General features: G+C 61.7%; 20 protein-coding genes and 1 tRNA gene. 12 read left to right on the forward strand and 9 right to left on the reverse strand.

The features are described 5' to 3' along the window. Window positions 1–57 precede the first annotated feature (57 nt). From Pan216_RS05030 to Pan216_RS05040, 3 genes are all read left to right on the forward strand, one after another. Entirely contained in the window at window positions 58–573 is a 516-nt protein-coding gene (locus tag Pan216_RS05030) for a peptidase associated/transthyretin-like domain-containing protein (RefSeq protein ID WP_145255699.1), read from the forward strand. A gap of 109 nt (window positions 574–682) precedes the next feature. After that, window positions 683–1132 (forward strand): VOC family protein, encoded by a 450-nt coding sequence (locus tag Pan216_RS05035; RefSeq protein ID WP_145255702.1) that lies wholly within the window; start codon window positions 683–685, stop codon window positions 1130–1132. Between the two features lie 143 nt (window positions 1133–1275). Further along, window positions 1276–2892 carry a hypothetical protein gene (locus tag Pan216_RS05040; protein WP_145255704.1) on the forward strand — a complete coding sequence of 539 codons (1617 nt, stop codon included), beginning with the start codon at window positions 1276–1278 and terminating at the stop codon, window positions 2890–2892. Window positions 2893–2914: 22 nt separating this feature from the next. Here the strand turns inward: Pan216_RS05040 and Pan216_RS05045 are convergent, their stop codons facing one another. The 4 genes from Pan216_RS05045 to Pan216_RS05060 all read right to left on the reverse strand — a co-directional run bounded on the left by Pan216_RS05045 (window position 2915) and on the right by Pan216_RS05060 (window position 7210). Next, on the reverse strand, window positions 2915–3946 hold the full coding sequence (locus Pan216_RS05045; RefSeq protein WP_145255707.1) for an SMP-30/gluconolactonase/LRE family protein: 1032 nt from the start codon (window positions 3944–3946) through the stop codon (window positions 2915–2917). A gap of 56 nt (window positions 3947–4002) precedes the next feature. Then, window positions 4003–5529 (reverse strand): sodium:solute symporter family protein, encoded by a 1527-nt coding sequence (locus tag Pan216_RS05050; RefSeq protein ID WP_145255710.1) that lies wholly within the window; start codon window positions 5527–5529, stop codon window positions 4003–4005. Further along, complete coding sequence (locus Pan216_RS05055) at window positions 5513–5728, reverse strand: hypothetical protein (protein WP_145255713.1); 216 nt, start codon at window positions 5726–5728, stop codon at window positions 5513–5515. Before Pan216_RS05055 ends, Pan216_RS05050 begins: the two co-directional genes overlap by 17 nt. Window positions 5729–5896: 168 nt before the next feature. Further along, window positions 5897–7210, reverse strand: coding sequence for a hypothetical protein (locus Pan216_RS05060; protein ID WP_145255716.1), 1314 nt, complete (start codon window positions 7208–7210; stop codon window positions 5897–5899). Between the two features lie 242 nt (window positions 7211–7452). Here Pan216_RS05060 and Pan216_RS05065 point away from each other — a divergent pair. From Pan216_RS05065 to Pan216_RS05090, 6 genes are all read left to right on the forward strand, one after another. Beyond that, a tRNA-Gly gene (locus Pan216_RS05065) sits at window positions 7453–7524 on the forward strand. A gap of 168 nt (window positions 7525–7692) precedes the next feature. Beyond that, window positions 7693–9234: a trigger factor gene (tig, locus tag Pan216_RS05070; RefSeq protein WP_145255719.1), complete on the forward strand. Its 1542-nt coding sequence runs from the start codon at window positions 7693–7695 to the stop codon at window positions 9232–9234. Between the two features lie 272 nt (window positions 9235–9506). Next, window positions 9507–10133 (forward strand): ClpP family protease, encoded by a 627-nt coding sequence (locus Pan216_RS05075; RefSeq protein WP_419193273.1) that lies wholly within the window; start codon window positions 9507–9509, stop codon window positions 10131–10133. A gap of 68 nt (window positions 10134–10201) precedes the next feature. After that, window positions 10202–10831 (forward strand): ATP-dependent Clp protease proteolytic subunit, encoded by a 630-nt coding sequence (locus Pan216_RS05080; protein WP_419193654.1) that lies wholly within the window; start codon window positions 10202–10204, stop codon window positions 10829–10831. Between the two features lie 180 nt (window positions 10832–11011). Then, window positions 11012–12325: a hypothetical protein gene (locus Pan216_RS05085; protein ID WP_145255725.1), complete on the forward strand. Its 1314-nt coding sequence runs from the start codon at window positions 11012–11014 to the stop codon at window positions 12323–12325. Between the two features lie 255 nt (window positions 12326–12580). Next, complete coding sequence (locus Pan216_RS05090; protein ID WP_145255728.1) at window positions 12581–15346, forward strand: glycosyltransferase; 2766 nt, start codon at window positions 12581–12583, stop codon at window positions 15344–15346. A gap of 13 nt (window positions 15347–15359) precedes the next feature. Here Pan216_RS05090 and Pan216_RS05095 read toward each other — a convergent pair whose 3' ends face one another. Then, window positions 15360–16232, reverse strand: coding sequence for an SPFH domain-containing protein (locus Pan216_RS05095; protein WP_419193274.1), 873 nt, complete (start codon window positions 16230–16232; stop codon window positions 15360–15362). 253 nt (window positions 16233–16485) lie between these two features. Between Pan216_RS05095 and Pan216_RS05100 the strand changes: the two genes are divergently transcribed. From Pan216_RS05100 to Pan216_RS05110, 3 genes are all read left to right on the forward strand, one after another. Next, window positions 16486–17136: a DedA family protein gene (locus Pan216_RS05100; RefSeq protein ID WP_419193275.1), complete on the forward strand. Its 651-nt coding sequence runs from the start codon at window positions 16486–16488 to the stop codon at window positions 17134–17136. Between the two features lie 155 nt (window positions 17137–17291). Beyond that, complete coding sequence (locus Pan216_RS05105) at window positions 17292–17942, forward strand: DedA family protein (RefSeq protein ID WP_145255735.1); 651 nt, start codon at window positions 17292–17294, stop codon at window positions 17940–17942. Next, window positions 17932–18693 carry an SDR family NAD(P)-dependent oxidoreductase gene (locus Pan216_RS05110; RefSeq protein WP_145255738.1) on the forward strand — a complete coding sequence of 254 codons (762 nt, stop codon included), beginning with the start codon at window positions 17932–17934 and terminating at the stop codon, window positions 18691–18693. The genes Pan216_RS05105 and Pan216_RS05110 overlap by 11 nt, the downstream gene beginning before the upstream one ends. Window positions 18694–18929: 236 nt before the next feature. Here the strand turns inward: Pan216_RS05110 and Pan216_RS05115 are convergent, their stop codons facing one another. From Pan216_RS05115 to Pan216_RS05130, 4 genes are all read right to left on the reverse strand, one after another. After that, window positions 18930–19694, reverse strand: a complete 765-nt coding sequence (locus Pan216_RS05115; RefSeq protein WP_145255742.1) for a hypothetical protein — start codon at window positions 19692–19694, stop codon at window positions 18930–18932. A gap of 24 nt (window positions 19695–19718) precedes the next feature. Then, a complete protein-coding gene (locus tag Pan216_RS05120) occupies window positions 19719–20408 on the reverse strand; it encodes a hypothetical protein (RefSeq protein ID WP_145255745.1) in 690 nt (229 codons plus the stop codon). 107 nt (window positions 20409–20515) lie between these two features. Then, window positions 20516–23206, reverse strand: a complete 2691-nt coding sequence (locus Pan216_RS05125; protein WP_145255748.1) for a type VI secretion system Vgr family protein — start codon at window positions 23204–23206, stop codon at window positions 20516–20518. A 218-nt stretch (window positions 23207–23424) separates the two neighbouring features. Beyond that, entirely contained in the window at window positions 23425–26445 is a 3021-nt protein-coding gene (locus Pan216_RS05130) for a type VI secretion system Vgr family protein (RefSeq protein WP_145255751.1), read from the reverse strand. Window positions 26446–26638 lie beyond the last annotated feature (193 nt).

Raw genomic sequence — 26638 nt, forward strand, 5'->3', positions numbered from 1 at the left:
GGAGCACTCGGAAGAGGTCGCTCGACTCCGTCGAGAGAACGGGAGCGTTGGCGGAACATGGAACAACGTGCGAGTGGAGCAGACTCCGGGGCCGATCGGTCGCGAGCGACGTCGGCGGCCCGTCAACGTCGTTTCCTGTGGCGCGTGACCGGAATGGCTCTCTTGTTCCTGCCCCTGGTCGTGCTGCTTCAGTGGGGCACGATCGGTCAATGGATTGGCTCGACGAACATCACGCTTCGCTTCCAAATCCTCGATAGAGCGACCGGCAAACCTCTGCCTGGGGCCAAGGTCACACTCGCCGATGGCTACGATCATCGAACCTCCACCTCGACCAACCGCGACGGAATCGCCGAAATCGAGCACCGATTCGTGGTGAAGGGCAACCACGGGCTCTTCTTCGACGAGGGGCTCATCGAGTTCCGCAGCGCGACGATTACCATCGAAGCCGACGGATTTGTTGGACGGACCCTCTCTCTGGACCAATACTTCGGTAGCACCCGAGGTCGACGGGAACCGCTTTCGGCGGTCCAACAAGTCGACCTCCAACCCAACAACGTGCTACCAACTCGTTGACTTCGACCACAGGGATCGCCGGATGTTCGCTACCGCGTACCTTCTTGTCGCCATGAGTACCTGCCCGGAGCGACCAGCCTTCGATGTAAAAACTGAGGACATTTTCATCATGTCAGAGACAACCACTCGCCCATCCCAGATGCCTTGGATCACCCCTTACTTGACCGTTCGGGACGCTGCCGAGTCGATGGAGTTCTACGAGAAGGCGTTCGGCTTCTCGGCGGGATCGACGCCGATGAAGGACGAGTCGGGCAGCGTCCTGCACGGCGAGATGTCGTATCGCGACCAGATCGTCGTGATGGTCGGTCCCTCCGGCGCCTTCGGGAACCCCGCGAAGGCGCCCGTCGATTCGGTTCCCTCGCCCGTCGGGCTCTACGTCTATTGCGCCGATGCCGACGCGATGCACGAGCGAGCGGTCGAGGCCGGTTGCCAGAGTCTCTTTCCGCCGACCGACATGTTTTGGCGCGATCGCTGTTTCGCGGTCCTCGATCCGGATGGGCACCGTTGGACCTTCGCGACGCACTTGGGGCCGTCGACCGGCCAGGAGGAAGTGGGGTAAGTGCCCGGCGCCGTTGTCCAGGCACCCGTGCCCTCCGTACACTCTGGGATAGCGTCACGTCGAAAGGAGTCTCGTCGAAGTCATCGCTCCGCACGCGATCGTCGAGAGACGCGTGACGTCCTCCCGAAGTGGCTGACGAGAGCATGCTCGAGAATTTGGAACGAACGGAAGACGAACTCGCGACGCACGCCTCCTTTGGGGATGTCGGCGTCGTGCTGCCGCGCACCGCGGAAGTCGTCCGCGCGATGGTGGACGACTTGGCGATCCACCATCCCGAGGCGAGACGATTCGCCGAGCGGCTTCGTGGAACCGCTCTTTCCGCGAGCCACCGCGTGTTGCTCGACCCCGTGATTAGGACCCGGATTCAAGCCGCGGCTCTCGCCCAGATGCGCAACGCTCTCTCCGTTCCGAGTGGGCTCGCCACGCTTCTGGAAGTCGCTTCCGCTTCTCTCGAAGGCGATCGCCAAGTGTCGCCGTTGGAAGTCGATGCCCCCGAGCCGCACTACCTTGGCGAGCCTCCCCTTCAGACGTTGCTCTGGGACGAAGGTCGCGCCGAGGACTTCATCGCGTCCCAGTATCGGCGGCTCTACGCGACGCTTGCTCGGCCGGGGATCGCGCTGGGAAATCAGGTACTTCAGGAGATGCCTGCCGCGTCGCGCACGAGGCTCGTGGAGGCCGAATCGCTCGCCCGGATGGTCTTGCCCAAGTTGACGCCGAGCCTTTTGGCGCATGTCCGCGTGCTCGCGGTCCTCGGACGTCCCAACCCCGACACCCCAGCCGTCGGAGACGAGGATGAATGGATCTCCTTTTCGCTGCATCCTTTTTTCGGGGCCATTTGGGTGTCGGCGAAATCCTTGGCCAACCCGTGGGTATTGGCGGAGTCGCTGATTCACGAAGCCGCGCACAATAAGCTCTCCGACTTGGTGGTCGCCGGGGAGATCCTCACGCGGAAGGCGTTTGCGTCGCCCGAGCTTCGGGTGCCGGCGTGGTGGAACACGCCTGGCCCGGATCATCCGATCTGGTGGGCGGGCGAGCGGGTGCTCTTCGCGGGACATGCGTATGCCCACATCGGCCTCTTCTACCGGAAGGCGGCCCTGTTGCTCGAGCGGGGAGAGGCGTTGCCCCCAGGGATGGAGGCGGGTCCATTGGCGACGAAGGCGCGCAAAGCCCTCGACAAGTCACGCTACCTCTTGCGCTGCCTGATGAACCTCGCGGGAGATGAATTGCTGGACGAAGGGTGGGAGCTGACACGATGGCTCGCCGGTGCGGTCGAGTCGATCGATCCTCATCCTCCAAGGCGCGATCCGACCCTGTCGCTCTTGCTCGAACGATTTGATCGCGAAACGCCGAGCTTTGTGGAGGAACTCGCGAAGATCCCGGACATGTTGGCATCGGATGTGTGCGTGTCGGAGTTGATTCGGAGCTTCGTGGGGGAACAGATCGCTTTCGCCAATCGGATCCACGCCCTGGCGTTGGAGGAAGGGGGCAAGGGGCCGCCACCACCTTACAAGAACGATGTGGTTCACCATCTCGTCGGACTGGCGCCGATGGCGGGATTGCTCCAGGAGACGCGCCGCTGGGTGTCGGACTCGCTAGCGGCGGAGGGCTCGCTCGTCGGAGCGGAGCCCTCGGTGAGGATCACGGAAACAGTGGTCGAACTCGTCGATCACGGCCGGCGTTGCTGGGAGCGGATGCGGGCTCGCCTTCGGGTGATCCAGCGTACCCCAGGTTTCCAGCGTCAGCTCGCCTCGGGGAGTTGACGCGGGACCGAAAGATTGACCACTAGCGTTTGTCCCAGCCGGCGCCCTTCGTCTTGGTCTTGATCCGGCACAGGTGCATGTCGGAGGTCAAATAGAGCGTCGAGCCATCGTCGCCCCAGGCACAGTTGGCGGTCTTCTCGCCGGTGGCGATGCGGCCGAGCAACTCGCCGTCGGGGGTGAAGACGAGGACGCCGCCCGGCCCGGTGGCGAAGAGGTTGCCGTCGACATCGACCTTGAGTCCGTCGGGCAGTCCCGGTAGCTTGCCGACGCTCTCGGTGGCGTCGTAGAAGACCTCTCCCTTGCCGAGCGTCCCGTCGTCGTTGACGGGGAACGACATCCAAATCGCTTTCTCCGGATCGGAATTGGCGACGTAGAGCGTCTTCTCGTCGGGAGAGAGGGCCAGGCCGTTGGGCCGCGTCATCTCCTTGGTCAGCAGCGTCAGTTCGCCCTCCGGCGTCAAGCGATAGACACCGCAGAAGTCGAGTTCGCGAAGCGGATCGTCCCAGCGGTTCGGCAAACCGTAGGGGGGATCGGTGAAGATCAGATCGCCGTTGGAGGCGACGATGACGTCATTGGGGCTGTTGAGCCGCTTGCCGTTGTAGTGATCGGCGAGGGTGATCTTGCCGCCCGACTTGGTCAGCTTCGAAACACGTCGATCGCCGTGCTCGCACAGGATGAGCTGTCCTTTGGGATCGAGCGTCAAGCCGTTGCTGCCCGGTTCCTTGCCGTAGTCGGCGACACCGGTGTAGCCGGAGGGATGCATGAAGAGGCTGAGCCCTTCCCCTTCCTTCCACTTCATGATCTTGTTGGGCGGAATGTCGGAGAAGAGGAGGTAGCCGCCGTCGGCGACCCAGATCGGGCCCTCCGACCAATCGAAACCGCTTGCAAGAACGTCGATCTTCGCGTCGGGATCGACAAGGTTGTCCAGCTTGCCGCTCTCGCGAACGACTTTGCCAATGGTGGGATAGTTGGTGTTCATCGCTTCCTCGGACCGGGCAGCCTCACTGGTGAGCACGACCCCGCCGAGGGTGAGCAAGAGAAGAAACCGTGTCATCGTGAAAAGCTCCTAAAAGGATATACGTTCTGGCGAGTTCCATCGTTAGATGAAGGTCAATTCGAAGCAACTTGGGGGCTCGAGGCACTTGTCCGCGGCGTCTCGGGGAGGAGCCACGAGAGCAAGCCGATCGTCGCCAAGTTGGCCAGCAACGCCCAGATCCCCGAATGGACGTCCCAGAGACGCGGCATGTCCAAGGCCCGCAGCGTGAAGAACAACCCGAAGTAGAAGACCACCCCGACCACCAGGCCGCAGAGAACCGGCATCGATCTTAGCCGAGGAAAGTGAATGCCCAGGAGCATCGCCGGCGCGATCTGGCAAAGAAGCTCGAGCTTGATCTCCATCAAGAAGTAGATGGTTTGGGGAAGGTTGATCGCGAGCAGCGTCGAGAGGGCCATGACCAACCAGGAACACATCTTGCCGACGCGCGTCAGGTGCGATTGGGAGGCGCGGGAACGCATTGGCCGGTAGAGGTCTTGGGTGAACATCGACGCGATCGAAAGCAGCGCCGAGTCGACGGTCGACATGATCGCCGCGACCGCCGCCGAGAGGAAAACGACAATGAGCATCGACACCGCGGGAATGTGAGCGGCGATGTCTTGCAGGAGCCTGAGGGTGATCTGTTCGCTCTGATCCTTGCTCAAGTCGGGAAAGCGGGCGGCGCCGATGATTCCCACCAGCACCATGAAGAGCGTGGTTGCCAACGGCATGAAGACCATGAACTGAAGCGAGCGTTTGAGCGTCCCGGCGCTTCGGGCGGCGTAGATCCGCTGGATCGCGTGCGGGTAGAGCGGAATGCCGGCGAACACGAGGATGAGTGTGCTCAGCCACGTTCGCTTTTCCGACCACGTCGGCGGTGTCCAGAACTCGGGTTTGATCGTTTGAAGTTGCTCGGCCATGCCCGTCAGGCCGCCGTAGTGCCACTGGATGGCGCCAAAGATACAAAGGCACCCCACCATCAGGAGGATGCCCTGGATCACGTCGGTCCATGCCACGCTTCGCAGTCCGCCGAGTGTCTCGTAGACGACCATGATGAACGAGAGGGCGATCACGCCGGTCGTGAAGGAGATCTGATGGCCGGTCGCCGACTCGACGATTGTGCCGATCGCCTTGAGGTTGGTGACGATGTAGTTGCCCAGCGCGATGATGCCGATGATCGTTGCTAGGACGGCGAGGGCTCGGGAGCCATAGCGAAAGTGGAAGTAGTCGCCGGGAGTGATGAAGTCGTGTTGCTTCGAGAGGCGTTGCAGCTTCGGCGCGAAGATGAGGTAGCAACCGATCACGGCGGTCATGAAGGTGACACTCACCAGGAAGGCGTAGCCCTGGCGGTAGGCTTGAGCCGCGAAGCCGATGAGCGTGTTGCCGCTGTATTGGGTCGCGTAGAGCGTCAGCAGTAGGACGAAAAATCCCATTCCCCGCCCGCCGAGGAAGAAGTCGGCGAGGGAGTTCTCCTTGCGAACGGCCCTTCCGGCCAGGCCGACGAGAAGAAGCGAGACGAGATAGAGCGAGAGAAACGCGATGCCGCCGGGGCCAAGCAGGGCGGTGTCGGTCACGTCGGTGGCGACGTCAGGCGTTGTCGGCATCGTCGCCTCCCGCCATGCGCGACCATTGCGTGCCCAACAGCAGATTCAACACCACGGCGTAAACGACAGTCGTCGCGATGGTGTAGAACGCCCACGGCGGAAACCCGAACCAAATCGCCATCCGGTCGCTCGTGTAGAGCCAAGGAACGGTGAGAACGAGTGCGATGAACGAAATTAGCGTGGTGGCGCCACGGCTCACGGGTTGCCCCTTGTCGCTGGACTTGGCCGACGTCGTCGATGTGTCGAAGATGGTCCGAATGGTAATGGACGAGGAAGGGTGAGGCGAGGGGAATTCGCTCGAAGATTCTCTTTCGGCCGAAGTTCGAGATTGATCGAGCCCGTGGCAATCGATCCGGAGCGGATTCGGCTAGGAACCGGCGCCGTTTCGCTGGCGAAGCTCCGCCTTCAGGGCCAGCTTCGCGTCGAGAAGGCGCCGAAGACCAAAGGGCTGCAAGTGCGAGCAGCCGATCGGAACGAGCTGGGGGGAGTCTTCGCCCGAGCGGCACAGCGCCTCGGCCAACGCCGATCCCGCTTCGCGCGGTCCGCCATGGGCTGGTACCCAGGACGTGCCGATCTTCTCAAGCAAGCGACGGTGGATCACGGTGGCACGCAAGCTCGCCCAATGAACGGGAAGAGGTTCGGTCAACCAGTCGGCCACATGGGCGGGGTCGCCATCGTGCTCGGAGGGACGAAGGAGAAACCCGTTGGCGGGCTCCCCATTGACGAGTTCGCGAAATAGTCCCGATGCGAACGGGATCGAAGTGCTGATGACCCGATCGGCGAAGTCGTCGGGGGGGACGGTGCGGCCATCGATGATCAAGAGCCAGTCCTCGCTTTGCTGAGCGAGGAACGTACGGATCGACAGCTTGAGCGATTGGAGCCAGTTCGACGTGCGGAAGACTTCGTGCGGTCGCTTGAGCTGGCTCTGCTGCATCCAGAGAAAGAGCGTCGTCTCGTGGAGGATCTCGTTGTCCTCCGGCAGGCAAGCGATGAAGAGGGACTCGTTGGTCTTTGAGTCGCGTCGCCAAGGCCAGCGCTTGGGCAGATCGCGGAAGAAGTCCTCCAGACGGGTCAGGTCGACTTCCTTGTAGTGTTCGCAAACCGATTCGGGAGATGGGTCGACCTTGATGTGGTAACCCAGCTCGCGCGCCTTGTTGAAAAAGTAGGCGTCCTCGCTGACGCCGATCGCTTTTCCCTCGTTGCGGAACTTGAAGGAAAAGAAGGGCTTTGCCATCCTTTCGAAGACTTCGCGAGCGATTAGGCAGCAAGCCAGCCCGGTGCCGTCGCACGTGAATGGCCCACTGGGAAACTCGTCGGGATCGAGGAATCGCGAGACTCGTTCGGTGGCGGGAGTGCCCGCTTCCGAGTCGTGCATCCAGATGTTCGTGGTGACGCCCGGGCCCGAGCGGCCTTTGCCGGCGACTCGCGGGGCGTAGATCGTGACCGGCAAGCAAGCGATCGCCGAATCCAACGCTAGGAGTCGATCGAGCGTATCTTCAGGAAACTCTTGGTCGGCGTCGCCGAAGAAGAGATGGGTCCAGGTGGCGTCGGAGAGGAACCGGTCGACGAGTTGATGGCGAACCCGTTCGACGGGCTCGCCGGGCATCGCCAGGAGGCCGACGCGTTCGGCCGAGGCGCTCGCGCACGCGAGGCGCCGGAGCGATTCGACCGTCTTGGCCAAAAGTGATCCACGGTTGGGGACAGCGACAAGAACATTGGGTCGTTGCGATGGCATGGGAGCAGTTTAGCGTTCCGCGACGATCGTTGACATGGCACAACCATCATTGGCGGACTCGGGAGATTCGGCGAGTCGGAATTCGAAGTTCTCAATTCGCTTGAAAACGTCGACGTTGTGGCTACGATGATGTGCTGCGAGGGACATCTTGTGATGGCCTCCTCGCCGACAATTTAGTTGACTCTTTTGCGGGTGTAGCTCAGCGGTAGAGCACCACGTTGCCAACGTGGCTGTCGTGGGTTCGATTCCCATCACCCGCTCTCTTTTGTTTGACCACGAAGCAGTGACGGTTCGGCCGGCTTAGGGGGGTCGGGCGCTAGGGTGATTTGGGCTAGCCGACATAGTCTCCTCGCTCCGAAGTCCAGCCTCGACGTTCGACGGGCCACGAATCCACCAACGCTAGCGACTGGAAGCTGACGGAGCTAACGATGTCCGATCAAGAGGCGGATGTTCTTTCCACCGATCCGGAAGAGGCGGCCGAAGATCAGGCCGAAGGGCAAGAGCAAACCCCCGATCGCATCGACCTTTCCGTCGATATCAGCGAAGCCGGCCCTTGCCGCAAGCACCTTCGGGTCACTGTTCCCCGATCCGAAGTCGATCGCTTTTTCAACAAAGAGTTCTCCGATCTCGTCAAGTCCGCAAGCGTTCCCGGATTTCGCCCTGGGAAGACGCCGCGGAGGTTGATTGAGCGGCGTTTCCGCAAGGACGTCGCCAGCCAGGTCAAGGCTGGGCTCATGATGCAGAGCCTTGAGCAGATTGGCGACGAGCAGAAGATCGATGCCCTCGACGAGCCGAACATCGACATCGAAGCGGTCGAATTGCCCGAGGACGGGGACTTCGTCTACGAGTTCGACGTCGAAGTGCGTCCCGAGTTTGATCTGCCCGAATACAAGGGCCTCAAGATCAAGCGTCCGGTCCGCGAGATCGGCGAGAGCGAAATCGATGATGGGCTCAAGAACTTCCTTCGCCGCTTCGGGGCGATGAAGCCGAAGGACACGGGAGCCGTCAAGGACGACTACCTCGAGGTCGACATTCGCTTCCTCCACGATGGCAAGGTCATCAACGAGGTCGAGAATCTCAACGTCCGCATGGACAAGGAACTCGTCTTCCGGGATGGCCGCGTCGCGGACTTCGCCGAGAAGATGGAAGGCGTCAAAGCTGGAGATTCGCGGGAAGTCAAAGCCGTCCTCTCCGACTCGATTCGCAAGGAAGAGCTTCGTGGCAAAGAGGTGGAAGCCGTCTTTGTCGTGAAAGGGGTCTCTGAGCAGCAACTGCCGACGCTCGACCAGGATTTTCTCGACTCGGTCGGTTGTGGAGACGAGCAAGAGCTTCGCGATCTGGTGCAATCGAGCCTGGGACGCCGCTTGGAGCACGAGCAGGAAGAGGCCGCTCGCGAACAGGTCATCGAGAAACTTCTCGAAGGGGCCGACTGGGAGCTGCCTCCCGATCTGCTCCGTCGGCAGTCCGAGCGAACGCTTCAGCGGACGATCTTCGACCTGCAGGAAGCGGGCTATCCCGACGACGAGATTCGCGCCAAGATCAACGTGCTGCGTCAGAACAGCATGGCCTCCACTGCCCGCTCGCTCAAGCAGCAGTTCGTGCTCGAACGGATCGCGGAGAGCGAGGAGATCAAGATCGAGGAGAGCGATCTCGAGGCGGAGGTCTTCTCGTTGGCCCAACGCACGGGGGAGAGTCCCCGACGCGTCCGTGCCCGTATCGAGAAGGAACAGCTTTGGGATACCCTGGGGCTGCACATCCTCGAACGCAAAGCGATCGCGGCCGTCGTTTCTCATGCCGAGCAGGAAGACGTGACGGTCGAACTCTCCGAGCCGACGGGTGCGGCCGGGCTCGACGAATCCGTGATGCCGGAAGAGGCCGAGGAGGGAGAGACTTCCGCGGCCGCGACCGAGGAGGATTCGACGAAGGCCGAGGCAGAGGCTGGGGACGAGTCCGAAGCCAAGGATTCCTAACGACGTGTCGGTCGATTCGCGTCGCCTGTCGTGTAGTTCTCCACCAACCGCCGATCCACGGGTCAGGAAAGTCGTCCATGTGTCGGGAAGGGCCCGCTAAGTACCGGCCCGAAGCGGTCGCTGACGACAATCCCGCTTGCTCGCGATGGAGTAACTTGGCACCGTGAACGCTGTTAGTGCCTCGCGGGGCGGGGCCGGGAAAGCGAGTGCTACACATCGGCCGATTCCCCCTACAATGGCACAGCGAAGGTTTCACAAGGAGCACGGGCACCATGGATGACATGAGTCGAAACTGGAATGAGCCGCGCGTTCAGCGCTACCGAGACTATGCACGCCAGCGTCAGCTCACCCTCGGTGACTTGCTCCTGGAGAACCGCATCGTCTTTCTCGAGGGGGTCATTGACGACGCCAGCGCCAACGCGACGGTCATGAAGCTCCTGTACTTGCAGTACGAGAACAAAAAGCAGGAAATTCACTTCTACATCAATAGCCCGGGAGGTTCGGTCTCCTCGACGCTGGCGGTGTACGACACGATGCAGTTTCTCGAGTGTCCCATCGCGACCTACGTGATCGGACTGGCGGCCAGTGGGGCCGCGGTCTTGCTCGCCGGTGGTACCAAGGGCAAGCGATTCGCGTTGCCTCACTCGACGGTGATGATTCACCAGCCTCACGGTAGCGTTGGTGGTCAGGTCTCGGATATCGAGATCCAGTGCGAGCAAATCTTGAGAATGAAGTCGGTTTTCAACGAGATTCTCTCAAGTCACACCAACCAGGACATCGAGACGGTCGCGCGGGATACCGAACGCGATCGCTACCTGACCGCGCCGCAGGCCGCGGAGTACGGACTCGTCGACGAAGTCCTGCAAAAGCTTCCCGAAGAGAAGTTCACGCTTGAGTAAGAAGGATGGTCAGGTCGTTTAGGTGATCTGAGGCGTTTGGTTGGCTCGGCGGGAATGCAGGGCGATCAATCAAGGATGCGGAGAATTCAGCGATGCCGACTATTCCCTATGTCGTCGAAAAATCCGGACGTGATGCCCGGGAAATGGACATTTACAGCCGGCTGTTGAAGGATCGCATCATCTTTCTCGGCACCGCGATCGATGACAACGTTTCGAATGTCATCATCGCTCAGTTGCTTTTCCTCCAGTTCGACGATCCAAAGTCCGACATTCACATATATGTCAATTCTCCGGGTGGCTCGGTTACCGCGGGATTGGCGATCTATGACACGATGCAGTACGTGACGTGCGATGTCGCGACCTACTGCATCGGCCAAGCGGCCAGCATGGGAGCGGTCTTGCTGGCGGCGGGAACCAAGGGCAAACGAGTGGCTCTGCCCAACGCTCGGGTGATGATCCACCAACCCTTGGCGGGCTCGGAAGGAACGGCGACGGATCTCGAGATCCACGCCCGCGAGTTCCTCCGGCTCAAGAAGCGGCTCAACGAGATTCTCTTGCGTCACACCGGCAAGGATCTCGATGCGATCGAGGGAGATACCGATCGCGACAAATTCATGTCGGCGGAAGAGGCCCGGGACTACGGGCTCGTCGACAAGGTGTTGGAACAGATGGACCCGACGGCCGCCCCGTCGGAGTAAGTCGCTTCCGCCGCTACGAGCGTCGGGGCGACTGCCCGGCTCGTAGCACCCTGATTTCACTTCACTCGATAGACGCCGGTCTCCTGACTTTGTGCATGGAGCCACGTTGGCTCCCTGAGATGCTCCTTGGGGGCATCTCGATCCTTGGGAACGATTAGGTTCCACGCATCAGGACCGACGATGAGGCGTCTTGCTCATCCTACATGTTTGCTTCTACTCGTCGCCGGGATCGGTTGCCATGGAGGTAACCAACTGGTCGAGGCGGAGCTGCGCTATCAGACGGGCCGGGCTCAGGAACTCGAATGCGTCGTCCAGACGCAGAATGCCGAGATCCTCGCCCTCCGCTCCGCTCTGGCTGACGTTCCCGCGCTCGGGCCCGGTGAGGTTCCCGTCGCGCCGGAAACGGTCTACCAAACCGCCCTCCTTTCGAAGATCGATGTCGGCCGGGCCACCGGCGCGCGCGATTTCGAGGGAGATGGCGTCTACGATGGCTTCCAGATTCAAGTTCAACCCCTCGATCCGGAAGGGGACGCTCTCAAGGTTCCCGGTCGCATCACCGTGAGTCTCTTCCAGAAGGGGCACCTGGGGAAGATCGAGGAACTGGGAGTTTGGCATGCCGAGGGAGAGGTGCTTCGCGAGAGCTGGCGCGCCGGCCTCTTTGGTAGTTGCTATTCGCTCGACTATCTCTGGCAGCTCCCGCCGACCCGCAAGAACTTGATCGCCTCGGCCCGCTTCACGACGCCCGATGGCCGCGTCTTCGAGTCCAAACGCGAGTTCCAAGTACCGATCGGCGATCCTTCGGTCCCGAGCGCGGCTTGTCGCCAAGTCGACGTCCCGTGCCAGCGGCCCTTGATCCCTTGCGGACCGACGTGTGCTCCGACGATTCCGGTGGAACCGGTCATCGACGAGATCGAGATCCCCGTCGATGTCTCGGTGAAGAGCAAGAACCCGGTCATCGCGCAGGAGGTCGACTTGCCGGAGTCCTTCTTCGAGAAGGAACGCCCGCTGACGTACGCCGACATCGAGCATGAGGTCACGCTTCCCGAAGCGAAGACCAAGCCCGAAACGTCGGCGCGAGGAACCATTCGCGTCGCGGCGGTCAACGAGGGAGTGGTGGTCGCCGACGAGACCCCCCGGATGCTCGATCGGGATGTGCTGCAATCGGAAGAGTTGCCGCCACCCGTGTTCGGCGACGAGATGATGACGATCCCGGTCGACACGGGCGAGGCTCCCATCAAATCGCGCAAGGAGGAGAGCGGCCCGATCCTTCCCGTGGACTTGGAGGTCGAAACTCCTCGGGGGCCGCGTCTTTCGAGCCGTCCGGTACCACGGGTGCTCGATCTCTTCGATACCTCCTCTATTCCGCCGACCGCCGAGTGGTCGGAGTCGCGCAAGCGGGAGTCGAGGACCGTGCGACGGGTGAGCGCGACGACGGTCAACGAGAAACCTTCCGCCAAGCTGATGCGGCCGGTGCCTGTCGTGTTGGCCCACTAACCTTCCTGGCAACGACGATGAGCCCGCGACCGAGCCGGCTCGTCGTCGAGACCAACGTCCTGATACGCTGGTTCAGCTCTATCCTCTTTCCCCCACGGACATTCCGCTGATGTCGCCTTGCGTTCCCGCGGAACGCCGCGTACCTTATCAACATCGTTCCCACAGGCTCGCGGCCGTCAGCGCCGCGGCGGAAAGGAACGACCGGTGGCAATCTTGGATGCCGCCCGGTTCCGTGGAAGCGGAAAGGAATCTGCGATGGCGACCCTCTTGGCGTCGAGTGCCTCGTGTTGTCCTTCCTCGGACAAGTCGTGCGAGGCCTCTCGTTCGTCGTCCACGAACGATGGCCATCCTCCCAATCACGCTCTCGCGACCAGGAACGACCAGCGACTTCTGCTCGCCCGCGCGGCCTTGAGTCGCTGGCAGGGAGTCGGCGATTGGCGACTCTTCGCGCCGCTTGCTTGGCTCGTTCGCTTGCTTCGCCCCCGTCTCCACGATCAAACGTCACTCTTGCGAGTCTCCCAGTCGTTCGACACGGTCGGTGAGCCGCTAGCCCCCGCGGACCTCGACCAGTGGTCCGCCGAGTACCTCTTGCCCGCATGGTTTCCGAAGGGATGGATGCGGATCGAATGCGCGTTCGACGGCCACCCCGCGGCGTGCGCGCTCGTCGAAGCGGTTCCTCTCTCGGAACACGAACCTGACCAGCCGATCGCTCGCTTTGAGAGAGTCGGCCGTGATGGGATCCGCTGGATCCACTTGGACGGTCCCGCGCTCGGTCTGCGAATCGTCGTACGCGAGGGGGGAGAGGAATTTCGGCTCCTCCGGTTCAATGCGCGCCACGTCCCCTGGCGACGCTGGACGCAGTGGTCACACGCGTTGGGAGCGCGGTCTCGCTCCGGGGGAGCGTCCTTTTCCGAACGGCCCACGGGCCTTCGCGTGGTGGGGGAACATACCCCACTGGATCTCCCGGTGGCCACGACGCCAGTTCGCGAACGCTCCGCGGGCGAACCGCCCGTTCTCTACATCCTGGCGCAACCGCCGACGGAAGAGGCGGCGAACACGATTGTCCACCACGTCCGTCGACTGAGACAACGGGGAAGAACCGTCCGGGTGACATCGCTCGAAGGGGCGTCCGCGCTGGTCCGTACCTGTTTGTCGACCACCTTCGACTCGAAAGAGGAACTGGCCGAGAGTCTTGCCGGCTTTCGCGGCAACAAGATCGCCTGCGATGCTCTGGCCGCTCAACTGGTCGCCGAGAGCCTTTGCGGTTCGGATCGCGGGTTCGCCCTCGTGCTCGATCCCTCGGTCAAGGTGAACGTCGATGGTCTCGACTTCCGAGCGACGGGACGCCGGCTGACTTGGATCGTCGAGCGTGCCGCGGTGGGACGACGACTTCGCGAGTTCATCGGTCGAGAGCCTCTGACCATCGGCTTTGGTGTCGACGGAGAGTCGGAGGAGGATTCCGATGAGTCGGAGGTGCCTCGCGACTACTTTCTCCTAGCCGCATTCGGTTCGAGCGACGGCGTCGGTGGCGAAGCCGAACGCCAAACCGAGGGCTTGCTGCGCCAAGTGCTCGAGCGTTGCCTGCGGTTGAGCGATCAAACTCGCGTGGTGACGATCGGGTCGGATGTCATCGCGTCGACATCGTTTTCGCCGGGGCATTACCATGTCGAATCCCCGTCGCCCGATCAGCGCAAGAGGCTATGGCGGCGCGCGGGACTCTTTCTTTGCGTCGGCGCCACCGCCGAGGCGCATCGTCAAGTCGTCGAGGCGATGGCTCACGGCTGCCCGGTCGTGACGATCGACTCGGAAGTCCATGCGGAAGTCTGCCGCGATGGACAGACCGCGATGGTTGCTCCGCGAGGCGACGTCGAAGGACTCGCGCGCAAGTGCCTGATGATTCAGTCGGACCCGAGGCTCGCGCGACAACTGAGTCTCGCCGCCCATCATGTCGTCGATGCCTGGACGTGGGATCGCACGATCCATCGACTCGAACGCGCGCTGGCGGGACAACCGCTACGCCAACGGGAGGCTCCCCGGTTCGAGCAACCGGCTTGGCGTCCCTGCGAGTGGTACGACGAGTATCCCGACCTCGATCTCCTCGAACCCGCCACGCTCGATTGGTCGGTGGTCATCACCGCGGAGTCCGATCGAATCGATGAGGCGGCCGAGTGCCTCCGAAGTTGTCACGCCAACGCGCCTCAAGGATTGTCGATCGAATACCTCGTCGTCATTGATGGTTCCTACGGCGACCATGCTCGGCGTCGATTCGAGCGGATACCCGGCTTGCCCTCGTGCCGCATCATCCACCACCATCAGTCTCTCGGGATCGGCGCGACGATCAACCGTGGCTTGGCCGGTAGTCGGGGGCGTTTCGTGCTTGTCTGCTCGCCGACGCTTCGTTGGCGGGAGCCGTGGGGCGCGTCGCTTGGTCGAGCGTTCGCCGTCGACTCCCGCGTCGGCATTCTGGGCGGGAAGATCCTCGTCGGCGATGGCACGGTTCAAAGCGCCGGCTTTCAGAAGGCGGAAGGGAGTCTTGAGTGGCATCCACGCCTGGCCGGCTGCCGCGGTGACGATCCGCGTGGTGGGGAGAGCCGCTATGACTGGTTCGCCCCGTTGACCCTTTGGGCGGTCCGGCGTGAAACGCTTCAGCGGCTAGGCGGGCTGAGTATCGGCATGACGACGACGCACGCGGACATCGACTATGGTCTTCGGGCGTGGACCGAAGGCATTCGCGTTGGGTATGTCGCCGACCTCGTCTCCCATGTCGAGCAGCACTCCTGGGTCCCGGATGTCGACGACATGACACTTGATGGCATGCCGCTCATCTTGGAGGAGCGGGCCCGCGCCGATGTCGCGTACTTCACGAAGAAGTGGGCGGCGCTGCGCTTCGTGGAGACCTTCGAGATGCTCGTCGACGTCGCGGAGCTGGGACGTTGGTCGCGTGGCGAACCCTCCCGTACCGACCCGGTCGCGAGCCCCAACCAGTTCGTTCACGACCACGCGACCCTTTCGTCATTCTAGCCTCCACCCTCGCCTAGCCGGCGCGGCGTTCGACGCTGAGGACCGGCTGCGCCCCTCGCTCGCCGCAGAGGATCACGAGAAGATTCGCGACCATCGACGCCTTTTGCTCCTCGGAGAAGGCGACAACCTTCTGATCCATGAGTTGCCTGAGGGCCATCTCGACCATCGAGACCGCTCCCTCCACGATCTTGGTCCGGGCGGCGATGATCGCGCTGGCTTGTTGCCGTTGGAGCATCGCTCCGGCGATTTCGGGAGCGTAGGCGAGATTGCTGATGCGGGCCTCCAGCACCTTGACGCCGGCGCGGTCGAGCCGAGCTTGAATCTCGGCCTCCAGGCGTTCCACCACACCGTCGGTATGTCCCCGTAGCGAGACCTCGTCGCCATCGGCGTCGTAGGGGTACTCCGCCGCCATCCGTCTGACGGCGGACTCGCTTTGGACGTAGACGAAGTCCTCGAAGTCGTCGACCTCGAAGATCGCCTCGGCGGTGTCGACGACTTTCCAGACGACCACCGCGGCGATCTCGATGGGATTGCCGTCCTTGTCGTTGACTTTCATCTGGTCGCTTTCGAAGTTGCGCACGCGGACCGACACGGGCCGCTTGCTGTAGAGCGGGTTGGCCCAGCGAAGCCCCGTCGCACGCACCGTCCCCACGTATTCGCCGAAGAGTTGCAAGACGACGGCTTGGTTCGGATTGACGATGAAGAAGCCGAAGGTGCAGAAGAAGGAGGCGAGACCCAACAGGACGCCAATGACGATGAGGCCCGTACTCGCGCGGTCGGCGTTGGCCCCGAAGTAGATGATCGCGGCCGTAAGAACAAATCCACCTAGGACGCCGATAAGCATGGCATAGCCGCTGGCCGCGTCGCGTGCCTTTTCTTTTACCATCGCACCGTTCCCCTTCATAGATTGGCCGATGACCACGGAGCCACCGTCGGTGGTTCGGGTCTTGTTAGGACGTCTTCGCTCCCGAGGGAAGGATATTGGATCGGCGTGTCGGTCACCAATTCCGCGTCCCTGGGAACGGCTTCGCGTTCAAGGGAAGGATGGCCTCCGGCGAGTCGTCGAAGGGGAGATCGCCTCTCAACGATCGATGGGCTGGCAATCGGTTGATGTAACCTCGCGAAGGATTGGGGACCTGATGGACTGGCTAGAGCAACTCGATCCCATTTCGATTTACGCGACGATCGTCGGAATGCTCGTCGTTGCCGGCGTGGGGATATCCCCGTTGAAGGAGGTGAGCTTCATCGCGAGCGGCGTTCTCCTCGCGCACGGGTTGGTTTCGCTCGAAGGTGTTATCGTCACGCTCTCGATCGGCGTTCTCGTGGGCGATTGCACGGCATACATGATGGGAAGAGTCTTTGGCTTGAAGCTCGCGTCGTATCCTCCGTTTCGGTGGGCACTGACCGAGAAACATCTCGAGCGAGTTCAGTACGAGTTTCGCAAGCACCACGTCAAGGCGATCTTCTTCGGTCGGTTGATCATGGGCGTTCGGACCGTGACCATGATCTTCTCCGGGATGACCCGAGTTCCGCTCTGGAAGTTTGTCCTGCTTGACCTGGCGGCCGCGCTCGTGACGACACCGGTCACGGTGGCAATTGCGTACGTTGTGGGGGATCCAGATCGCGTCGAGGATCTCCTCGAGAGTTTCGATCTGATTCTCGCCGCCACCGTGGTGGTGATCCTCACCGGCATCTGGGTGGCGTTTCGCTACTACGATCGCTTGAAGGCGCCCAAGCGATTCGCGGAAGCGAGTATTCCGATCGAGGAGCCGACCAGAACGACCGATTGAAGAGGACGTGCCGCACGACGTCCCGCCTCCGGTTCGACTTGCTCGGAGTCGATTTCAGCGGACGTGTGACGGCACGCCCGCGGTTTGCGTAGGAATGCCCCTCTGGCGGCCGTTGGGCCGAGGTGCTCGAGCGACTCCAAGCGGTTTGTCTCCTCATGGACTGGCTTGCCCAACTCGACCCCGTTTCCATCTACTTGGCGATCGGGACGATGCTCGTCCTCGCCGGCGTGGGACTCCCCTTTCCGGAAGAGATCTGCGTCATCGCGAGCGGGATCCTCTTGGCTCAAGGGCTCGTGACGCTCCATGGGGTGGTCCTCACCCTCGCGATTGGAATTGTCGGGGGCGATACCGCCGCGTATCTGATGGGACGCACCTTCGGGATGAAGCTCGCGAATTATCCTCCATTTCGTTGGGCGTTGACCGAGAAACACCTCGAACGCGTGCAGTACGAGTTTCGCAAGCATCACGTCAAGGCGATCTTCTTCGGTCGCCTGATCATGGGCGTCCGGTTCGTCACGATGATCGTCGCGGGGATGTCGCGAGTGCCGCTTTGGAAGTTCATCTTGCTCGACGCCTCCGCCGCCTCCTTGACGACGCCGGTCACGGTCTCGATCTCCTATGTCGTGGGTGACCCGGAGCGAGCCAAAAAGATCCTCAAGAGCGTCGACTTGATCATCGCCGCCGTCGTGGTGGTGGCGTTGTCGAGTGTTTGGGTGGTGATTCGCTACCGCGATCGTTGGAAGGGCCCGGGAAAGGGACAAGAGGGGAGCGACGTGATCGAGGAGGCCACGAACGATGCCGGCTGAGCCAACGGAACGCTGGGCCATGGTGACGGGGGCCAGCAGCGGGATTGGACGCGCGACGGCGACCCGTCTGGGGAAACTCGGTTGGAACGTGGCGATTCACCATCGCCAAAGCGCCACGTTGGCCGAAGAGGTTGCCGGTCTCGTCGAGCAGTTCGGTCGCAAGGCGAAGGTCTTCCAAGCAGACTTGGGTGACGCCGACGCGGTTCACACTCTCGTCGAACGGGCGTGGAGTGATGTCGGCCCACTCGGGGCCTGGGTTCACTGCGCCGGGGTCGATCTGCTCACGACTCCCGAAGCGCGCTGGCCCGCCGAGAAGAAACTCGAACTCGCGCTGCGTGTCGATCTGATGGGGACGTTCCTCGCTTGCCGCGACGTGGGCGACCGAATGCGCCGGCAGGGCAACGGCGTCATCGTCACCATTGGCTGGGACCAGGTCGCGACCGGGATGGATGGCGACAGTGGTCAAATCTTCGCGGCGGTGAAGGGGGGAGTCACCGCCTTCAGTCGAAGCTTGGCCAAGTCGCTCGCCCCCGAAGTCCGCGTCCTCTGCGTCGCTCCGGGTTGGATCAAGACCGCATGGGGAGATGGGGCGTCATCCGCCTGGCAGCGGCGCGCCGCCGAGGAGGCCCTGCTCAAGCGTTGGGGGCTTCCCGAGGACGTGGCCAACACGATCGGCTTCGTGCTTTCGGACGACGCCTCGTTTCTGACCGGGCAAACGATCAACGTCAACGGTGGCGTCGTCACGACCTAGCAGCCCGTTGATCCATTCGCTGCCGGCTCCGAACGGCCCTTTCGACCAATCTCCGCGTCGGCCCGCCTCCGTTGGAGGACGCGGCAACCGCTGGGCGCCAAGCCACGCGAACGTGGTTGCGTGTGTGACATCAAGTCGTCAGTCACGCGTTCACGCGAAGAAGACGCGGTGATTCTGACGTCCTGCCGACGCCGCTCGTCGGGCGATCGGCAGCCGGTGCGACGACATGATGTCGCCTACTTCGACTCCTCGCCGCCCGAGGAGACCGAAAGCCAGTCGAGCCAAGAGGAGTAGGAGTCGCGGTCTTCCGTGGTCCTGCTCGGCTTCTCCGTTGCTGGTGGCGTCTTCTCTTGCGCCCCCGTCGCTTCGGTGTGGCCGAGATGAGCGTCGTGCGCGTCGAGAAACTGTTTCCAGTCGACTCTTCTCTCCTTGGCCGGCTGGACGCTTTGAGGTGGTTTCCCCATCGCCTCGGCCGACTCGTACAAGTCCATCATGTCCGTGCTCATCGCCCAGTCGCGGAAGTCTTGGTGAGTGCGAACATGGGGCTCGCCCTCCGCGGGAGCGTGGTAGAAGTGCCGAAGCACTTCGTCCCGGACGCGGTCGTGCCAGGTCTCGACCTCCTCGGGAGGAAGGAGGGGGAGTTTGAACCTCTCCATCTTCTTCCGAGCGGCTTTCATCGACGAGTCGTGCTTCTTCTTGGCCTCCTCAATGAGTTTGGGCGCGTTGTTGAGTTTCTCGCGGAGAACCTCGGCGTTCTCGTAGGTCTTTTGGATTTCCGCGACGGCGTTCTCCATGGCGCCGGGGAGCTTCGCTTCGACCTGATCGAGCTGCTGGTTGCACCAATCGAGTTGCTTCTTCATCGCGGGCGGAACATCGTCGTACATGGTGGCGATGATCTTGCGTATCCCCCGCGTCGCGTTGTTTCCGAACTTTGTCATCGGCTGAAGGTTGGGTAGGGGCTTCAGCGGTGGCATCGGCTCGAACTTCGGATAGTTTGCCATGACTTGGTCCTCTAGGCTTCTCGTCTACGCGACGATGAGGCCACCGGTGATCGTCGTGGCGCCCGTCACTTCGAGTTCTCCGGTGATGTTGGTGTTCCCCGTGATTGCCGTCTCGCCCGTGATTTCGATTGTTCCCTCCATGGAGATCGAGGTCGACACCATCTCGATCAGCACCTCGCTGACGAGGGCGTAGGACGAGTAGCATTGAAGTTGGGCTCCCGCTTCGTCGAGCAGGAGGTTGGAAATCCCGAAGCAGTCAACATCGAACCCCGTCGCGTCGTTGAGTTCGACCGAGCACTCTCCCGTCGTCATCGTGATCGTTTCGGGCGTGAGGATTTGGATGCCCGCCGCTTCCATCAGGATCATCTGGTTGTAGTCCTGGGAGCGGATGGTGAGCATGCCGTCAGAAGGGAACTCGACCGTGACGGTCCCCGTGGCATCTTCCTCGTCGTAGAGCTGGATGCCGCATCCTTCTCCCGCGACGAGCGTGACAAACTCGCTGGCCGTGACCCCGACTCCACCACCGACCAGCCCTTCGATGCCGGGAGCTTCGATGTAGACGCAGGGAGAATCGACCAGGTCCTCCAAGCTGGTGACCTGCGGGATGCTCGAGAGCGTGAGCGAGCAGGCGGACGTGATCTCCTTTGGAGCCGTGGCGTAGTCCGATTCGAATGGCATTTCCGCCAGTTCAATTGCTTCGATGTCCGATGCCATGGTCGTGACCTCCTGGATTGATGGCAATCTGTCGATTGCCGAACGCTACCTTGTGACTTGTATCTCACCGCTCGCCGTTGCAAGGATCCTGATTCCGCCAACGGCGCCTATAGATCGTTCTCGGCCTCTTTGGCGATCACATAGCTGACGCTCGCGACGGCGGCGATGATGAGCAGGAAGATGATGAATCGTTCCCAGCATGAAAAGAACCACTTGATCGTCTTGTAGACGGCGCCGGCGGAGTACGTCCAGAAGACGGCGGTGATCGCGTCGGCGATACCACTCCAGGCCGTGGCGCTCATGCCCGTCAGGTTCGTACTGTCCGCCCCGGCGATCTCCATGCTGTACCAAAGGGTCTGTAGTTCGAGCCTGCCCCACTCGACGAGAAGTTCGTCGATGAACCTCGTGGTCGAGTAGTCCCCGCCATCCTTGTGGTCCCACCAATAGGAGAGGATGCCTTGAACCACGGTAAAGACGAGGTAAAGGATCGCCAGGATCGCGGCGGCGATCACAAGGGCGTTGTCCGAGTCGTAGACGAGTCCGGAACCGGGCGAGAAGTCGACCTTTGGGCCGTGGGTGACGTTGAACCGGGGCCCATAGGTGAAGTCGGAATCACTGCCGAAAATTGACTTGCATCGACCTTGAACGGGGATCTGAAGCAGCAGCGAGCTGATGCCTCCGAGCCCGGTGGCAAAGGCCGCGCCGCTTTCGGCGCCCATGAACCAGAAGGAGATCGGATTGAACGTCGTGATGTTCTGGATGCCAACGGTGAAGTCCTCGTCGAACCCCACCGTGAACTGTTGCGACATCCCCCACGTCATGTCGACGCTGGTGCCGAAGTCCTCGAAGGAGCTGCTGTCGCTGCTGCTATCACTACTACTACTGCTGCTGTTGCTGCTGTCGGTCGAGTCGCTGGAGTCGCTGGAGTCGCTCGCGGACCATTCCGTGGGACCACCCGACGATCCCGCACCGCTTCCCTGACTGGTCGTGCCCGACGAGGAGGAGGCGGCGTTGAGATGGGCCTTGATCCGTGAGGAGAGCGACGAACTTGAGCTCGTCCGTCTCGTCTTCGTATTGGAGAGCGATTGATCGACGGTCGGGTTGACCTCCTGATAGATCGCGGGGCCGAGGTATTTGCCGTGGTGGTTGCGCACATTCGACTGATGGGCGCTGCCCGTGTTGTGGTAAAAGTTTCCGCCCAACGTTTGGCTCATGTCGTTCGACGAGAACATCTGCAGGTGGCTCACAAGATCGTCGCTGGCGATGCCGGTGTACTCGGCGCTGTCGTTGAGGCCGGCCGACCGGAAGACGGTCTGCTGATTGTTGTCGGGCAGCGTTCGCGGATGGATGCTCTCCGCGTTGTGCATCGACTGATCGACATAGGGGCGATCGGGATCGTGTTGGTAGAAGTTGACGACCACTTCATCGCCGACGCGCGGCAGATGGACGTGACCCCGTTTGCTGCCCGCCCAGGCATGGCCGACGCGCACCCAGCACGACTGGTTCTCCTCGGCCGTGTCGCTCCAGTAGAACTGAACGCGAACGCGACCATGCTTGTCGACGTAGGGATGTCCCTTGCGCGGGCCGACCACGACGGCCGTCTCCGGGCCGGCATCCGGCTTCGATGAGTTGCGCTGGGGGCGGTAGGCCATCGACACCGGCTGGCAGCGAAAAGTATTGCCGTAGGTAGAGGGCGTTTCGTCCCCGGTCAGGAGAGGTTGTTCGCCGCGGTGGAGGACCGAGCGAACGTAGAAGCTCCCATCGCCGCCAGGGGTTCCGCTCGTGGTCAGGAGCTGGCTGGCGCTCATGAGGCCTAGATCGCTGGTTCCCTCGATCCAAAGACTTTCGGAAGCGTGGCGTTCCATCAGGATTCGGACGAGGCGTTCTCCTACCCCGTAGATGTCGGTCATCTCGTCGCTCTGGTCTTCGCCGTGCGGACCGACATCGTCGAACCACTGGCTGAACTCGGCCCCGTGTTCGTCAATCTCGATCTTGCGATTGGCGTCGAGAAGGAGTTGCTGCGTCGACTGCTCACTTCCGACCGTGACGGTCTCGAGTAGCGGGGCGACCGCGCTGACGAGTTGATCCCGAAACTGGAACGCGACGTCGCGCACGTTGAACTTGCCGGGGGCGACCTCTTGGTGCAACGTCCACGAGGAGATCGTCGGTTTCTCCGTAACCCCCCCGCCGATGGGATGGAATTCCCAGGCATCTCCATCGACCGTCGCGGCGTTGGAGACGCGATCGAGCAGGACGAGGCGGTGGGAGTTCTCCGTATGGGCCCAGGAATAGAAGATGCCGTTCTCTTGAAGGATGCGCTGCAGGAAGTTGTAGGTCGACTCGCGGTACTGCACGCAGTAGTTTTGGGCGACGTAGGAGTCCGAAAGGCGATTCTCGAGATCGATGTCGGCTTCCTTGAGGACCTTGGTGACGATGTCGACGACGCTCTTCTGCTGAAAGATGCGGCTCCGTCGATCCTTGGTTAGCAGCCACAGTTTCGGAACGATGACCGCCCGATAGGGAGTTGCCACTTCTCCCGGATTGCCGCTGGAGAACTCCGAGACGATGCCGTTGATGTAGCGGGTCGATGTGCCGGGGTTGTTCAGCTCGATCGTCGCCGACTGGCCCAGCAGGGAGTCGAACGAGATGGTGGTGTCGTTGTCGGCGATCAAGTCGAGTTCGAAGCGAAAGAGATCGCCGGCGGTCTCGGTCCCGTGGAGGCGTTGGATGAGCAACGTCTCGTCGGGGAGGGATGTCTTCAGTCGGAAGCGTCGTTCTTGGTCATTTCTTGTGGACATCGCAATTGTCCCTTGTGATTCGGTCACTCGGATGACCGCTCTACCATCTGGTACGCATTCGCGAGTTCAAGCGTGGGTGAATCATCTGATTCGCGGCTTTTTGGGGGGACAGGAACAATGGCTGTCATGCGCATGTCAAACCGTGACGTGTCGTTGCGCGGTCGTCCGACTTGAGGAGAGTTGGAGCAGAGTCGTTGGCGACATCGAGTCGAGCCGCCTCAGAACTTGATGGACACGCTCCCACCATTCGCCATTGCGTAGATGAAAAAGATGACGACAAGGACGATGAAGAGTGCTCCGATTCCGAGTAACAGCGTGAGAAGGAAGAGCATGAATTCCGTTACGCTGCTCGTGGCTTGCTGGAGCTTGGTGACGAGAAACGCATAGGGAAGCTTCCAGAAGACACAGGTGATCGCGTTCGCGAAGCCGGTGACAAAACTGCTCGCCTGACTATTGAGGGCGACGGAGTAGTAGGTGGTCAGTTCCAGGGAGTACCAGATGTTCTGAAGCAGCAGCCTTCCCGTTTCGATCAGGAGGATTTTCTCGGCATCCAACGAGGAGTAGCCGCCGCCGGAGCTGTGGTCGATCCAATAGTTGGCGACGCGCTGAAGCACCGAGAAGACGAGAAAGAGAATCGCGCAGACCGCCGACGCCGTGGAGAGAGCATTCGTGCTGGAGTAGACCAAACCGGATCCGGCGTTGTAGTTGACCTTCGGTCCGTGGTGGAAGTTGAACGAGGGGCCGTAAACGAAATGGGACGAGGTCGCGAATGTCGAACGGCACCGGCCCTGGACGGGGGCGAAGAGGAAGAAGGACAACGCCGAGTCGAGCACCGATGTCCAAGCCTCCGCGATGGAGTCGTCCTCGAGGTCGACGTCCGAGGCGACATCCGATCCGACCTCCGAGCCTTCCTCGGCGATGTTGTCGGGTAGGTTGGCGCCGACGTGGTTGATGACGTTGCCGAGGGCTTGGCTGTATTCGAAGTATTCGGTCGTCTTGTAGGTAAGCCTGAACGCGTTGTCGTAGTGCCCGGTCAGGTTGATGCGGTTGTCATTATCGAAGTCGCTGGCGATGTCATCGACTTCGTCGGCGACCACGTCGTCCGCCACTCCGACGGCGACCGCACTCGCGGCATTGATGAAGAGTAGCCCGACGAGGTTGAAGGTCGTGATGTTCTGGACCCCGTAGGTGAAGTCCTCGGAAACGCCGATGGTGCCGTACTCATGCATGCCGAGCACCATCTCCATATCGCTCGAATAGCTGGATTCCGACGTCGAACTGGAGGCGAGGAGATCGCCCACCACTCCCGAGACCGAACTCGTTGACGAGGTCGATGCGTCGGAGGAACTCGACTCGGTCGAGGTTGAACCAGTCGATGACGAGTCCGTCGAACTTGTCGCCGAACTGCTACCCAAGAGGCCGCTCGTGCTTTGCGCGTCGGTCGACTGGCTGACTCGTTGTTGGACGCTTTGATAGACATCGGTCGACGTGGAGGCGTTGCGGTCGGCCGTGTTCTTTCGCGACTGCGAGACGTCGGGGTTGACCTCCTCGAAGATGCTCCCACCGAGATATCGACCGTGGTGCTGGCTGATGTTCGACTGAGCGGAACCACCCGTGTTGTCATAGGCGTTGTGACCTCCCGACTGGCTCATGTCGTTGGACGACGAGAGTTTCAGGTGACTGGCGAGATCGTCGGAGGTGATGCTCGTCGACTCGCTCTCGTTCACCAACCCCGCGGAGCGGTAGACCGTCTGATGGCTCTCATCCGGCAAGTTCTGCGGATGGGAGTTCTTCGCGTTGTGCATCGAGTGTTCGACGTAGGGTCGTTCGGGGTCGTGTTGGTAGAAGTTGACGACCACTTCGTCGCCGACGCGTGGCAGGTGGACGTGGCCGCGTTTGCTCCCCGCCCACGCATGCCCGACCCGCAACCAGCACGACTCGTTGTCGTCGGCGTCGTCGCTCCAAGAGAACTGCACCCGCACCCGTCCGTACTTGTCGACGTGGGGATACCCCTGCCGTGGCCCGACCACGGTGGCGGCTTCCGGGCCGGCGTTCGGTCGAGCGATCGTGACTTGGGGCCGAAAAGGCACACTCGTCGGCTGGGCCTGGAACTCGTTGCGGTAGAAGTCGGGCTGGTCGTCCTCCTCGACGAGCACGGGTTGATAGGCGTCGTGAACGACTTGCTTCAGCAGGAACGATCCCTCGCCCTGGGGAGTACGTCTCGTCTTGAGCACGCGTCCAGGCGTAAGCAGGCCGATATCGCTGGTCCCATCGATCGCGATGCTCTGGGAAGCGTTGCGCTGGACCAAGAGACTCGTCAGCCGCTTGCCCTCGACAAAGACCTCTTGAAGTTGTTGGCGCTGTTCCTCCCCCATTGAGCCGATCTCATCGAACCAGTGCGCGAAGTTAACCCCGTGCTCGTCGACTTTGATATCGCGGTTGGTGCCGGAGACGACTTTCTGACTTTCGTCGCCTAGAAGGAAGTGTTCGAGCAAGGGCTGGGCGGCCCCGACGAGTTGGTCGCGAAGCTGGAAGGAGAGGTCTTGCAAGCTGACCTTTCCCGCCGTGACCACTCGATTGACCCGCCACGATCGAATGGTGCCGGTCGCTCGATTCCCGCCGGAGTGAGGCGAGTACTCCCACGCATCCTCCGTGATGTTGGGGACTTGAACCATCTGGTCGTAGAGGACGAGCCGATGGGAGTTCTCGTCGTGGGCCCAGCCGTAGTAGATGCCACTCTCTTGCAGAATTCGCTGGAGGAAGCTGAAGGTCGACTCGCGGTACTGGACGCGATCACTTTGCGTCGGGTAGGTGTCGAGCAGACGCGACTCGACGTCGATGCCGGCCTGCTTCAGCAATCGCTGGACGATATCGACCACGGTCTTCTGCTGGAAGACACGGCTACGGCGATCCTTGGTGAGGAGCCACAGTTTGGGCACGAGCACGGCTTGATAGCTCGTCACGACGTCGGTCGAACGACCTCGGGTGAGTTGGGCGACGATGCCATTGAGGTGTCGCGTCGTCTGGCCCGGAAGATCGATGGTCAGGGTGGCCGATTGGCCGAGCAGTTTCTCGAAGGGGATGCTCACGTCGTTGGGCGCGAGGAGTTCCACGTTGAACTGGAAGAGATCCGAAATCGCCTCCCGGCCACGAAACCGATGGACGGCCAGTGAACCGTTCGCCAACGGCGTCCGCAATTGGATGCGGCGTTGGTCCGTTTGCAGGGCGACAGTAGCCATCGGTACAGTCCCAGGTTTACTTCGTTAGTCTCGGAAAGCGCGTCTTGTCAATGACTGATACGAGGGAGACAGGCGATCAGTGGGAATGAAGTGCTTTCGAAGCGACCGCTGCTTGGCAATCGTTGGTGCAATTGTTTCCTGGGGCTTACGCCACCAGGCTACGTGCTGGCGTCGCTTCGCGACTAAGGAATTC

Source organism: Kolteria novifilia, assembly GCA_007748055.1.
Taxonomy (GTDB): Bacteria; Planctomycetota; Planctomycetia; order Kolteriales; family Kolteriaceae; genus Kolteria; species Kolteria novifilia.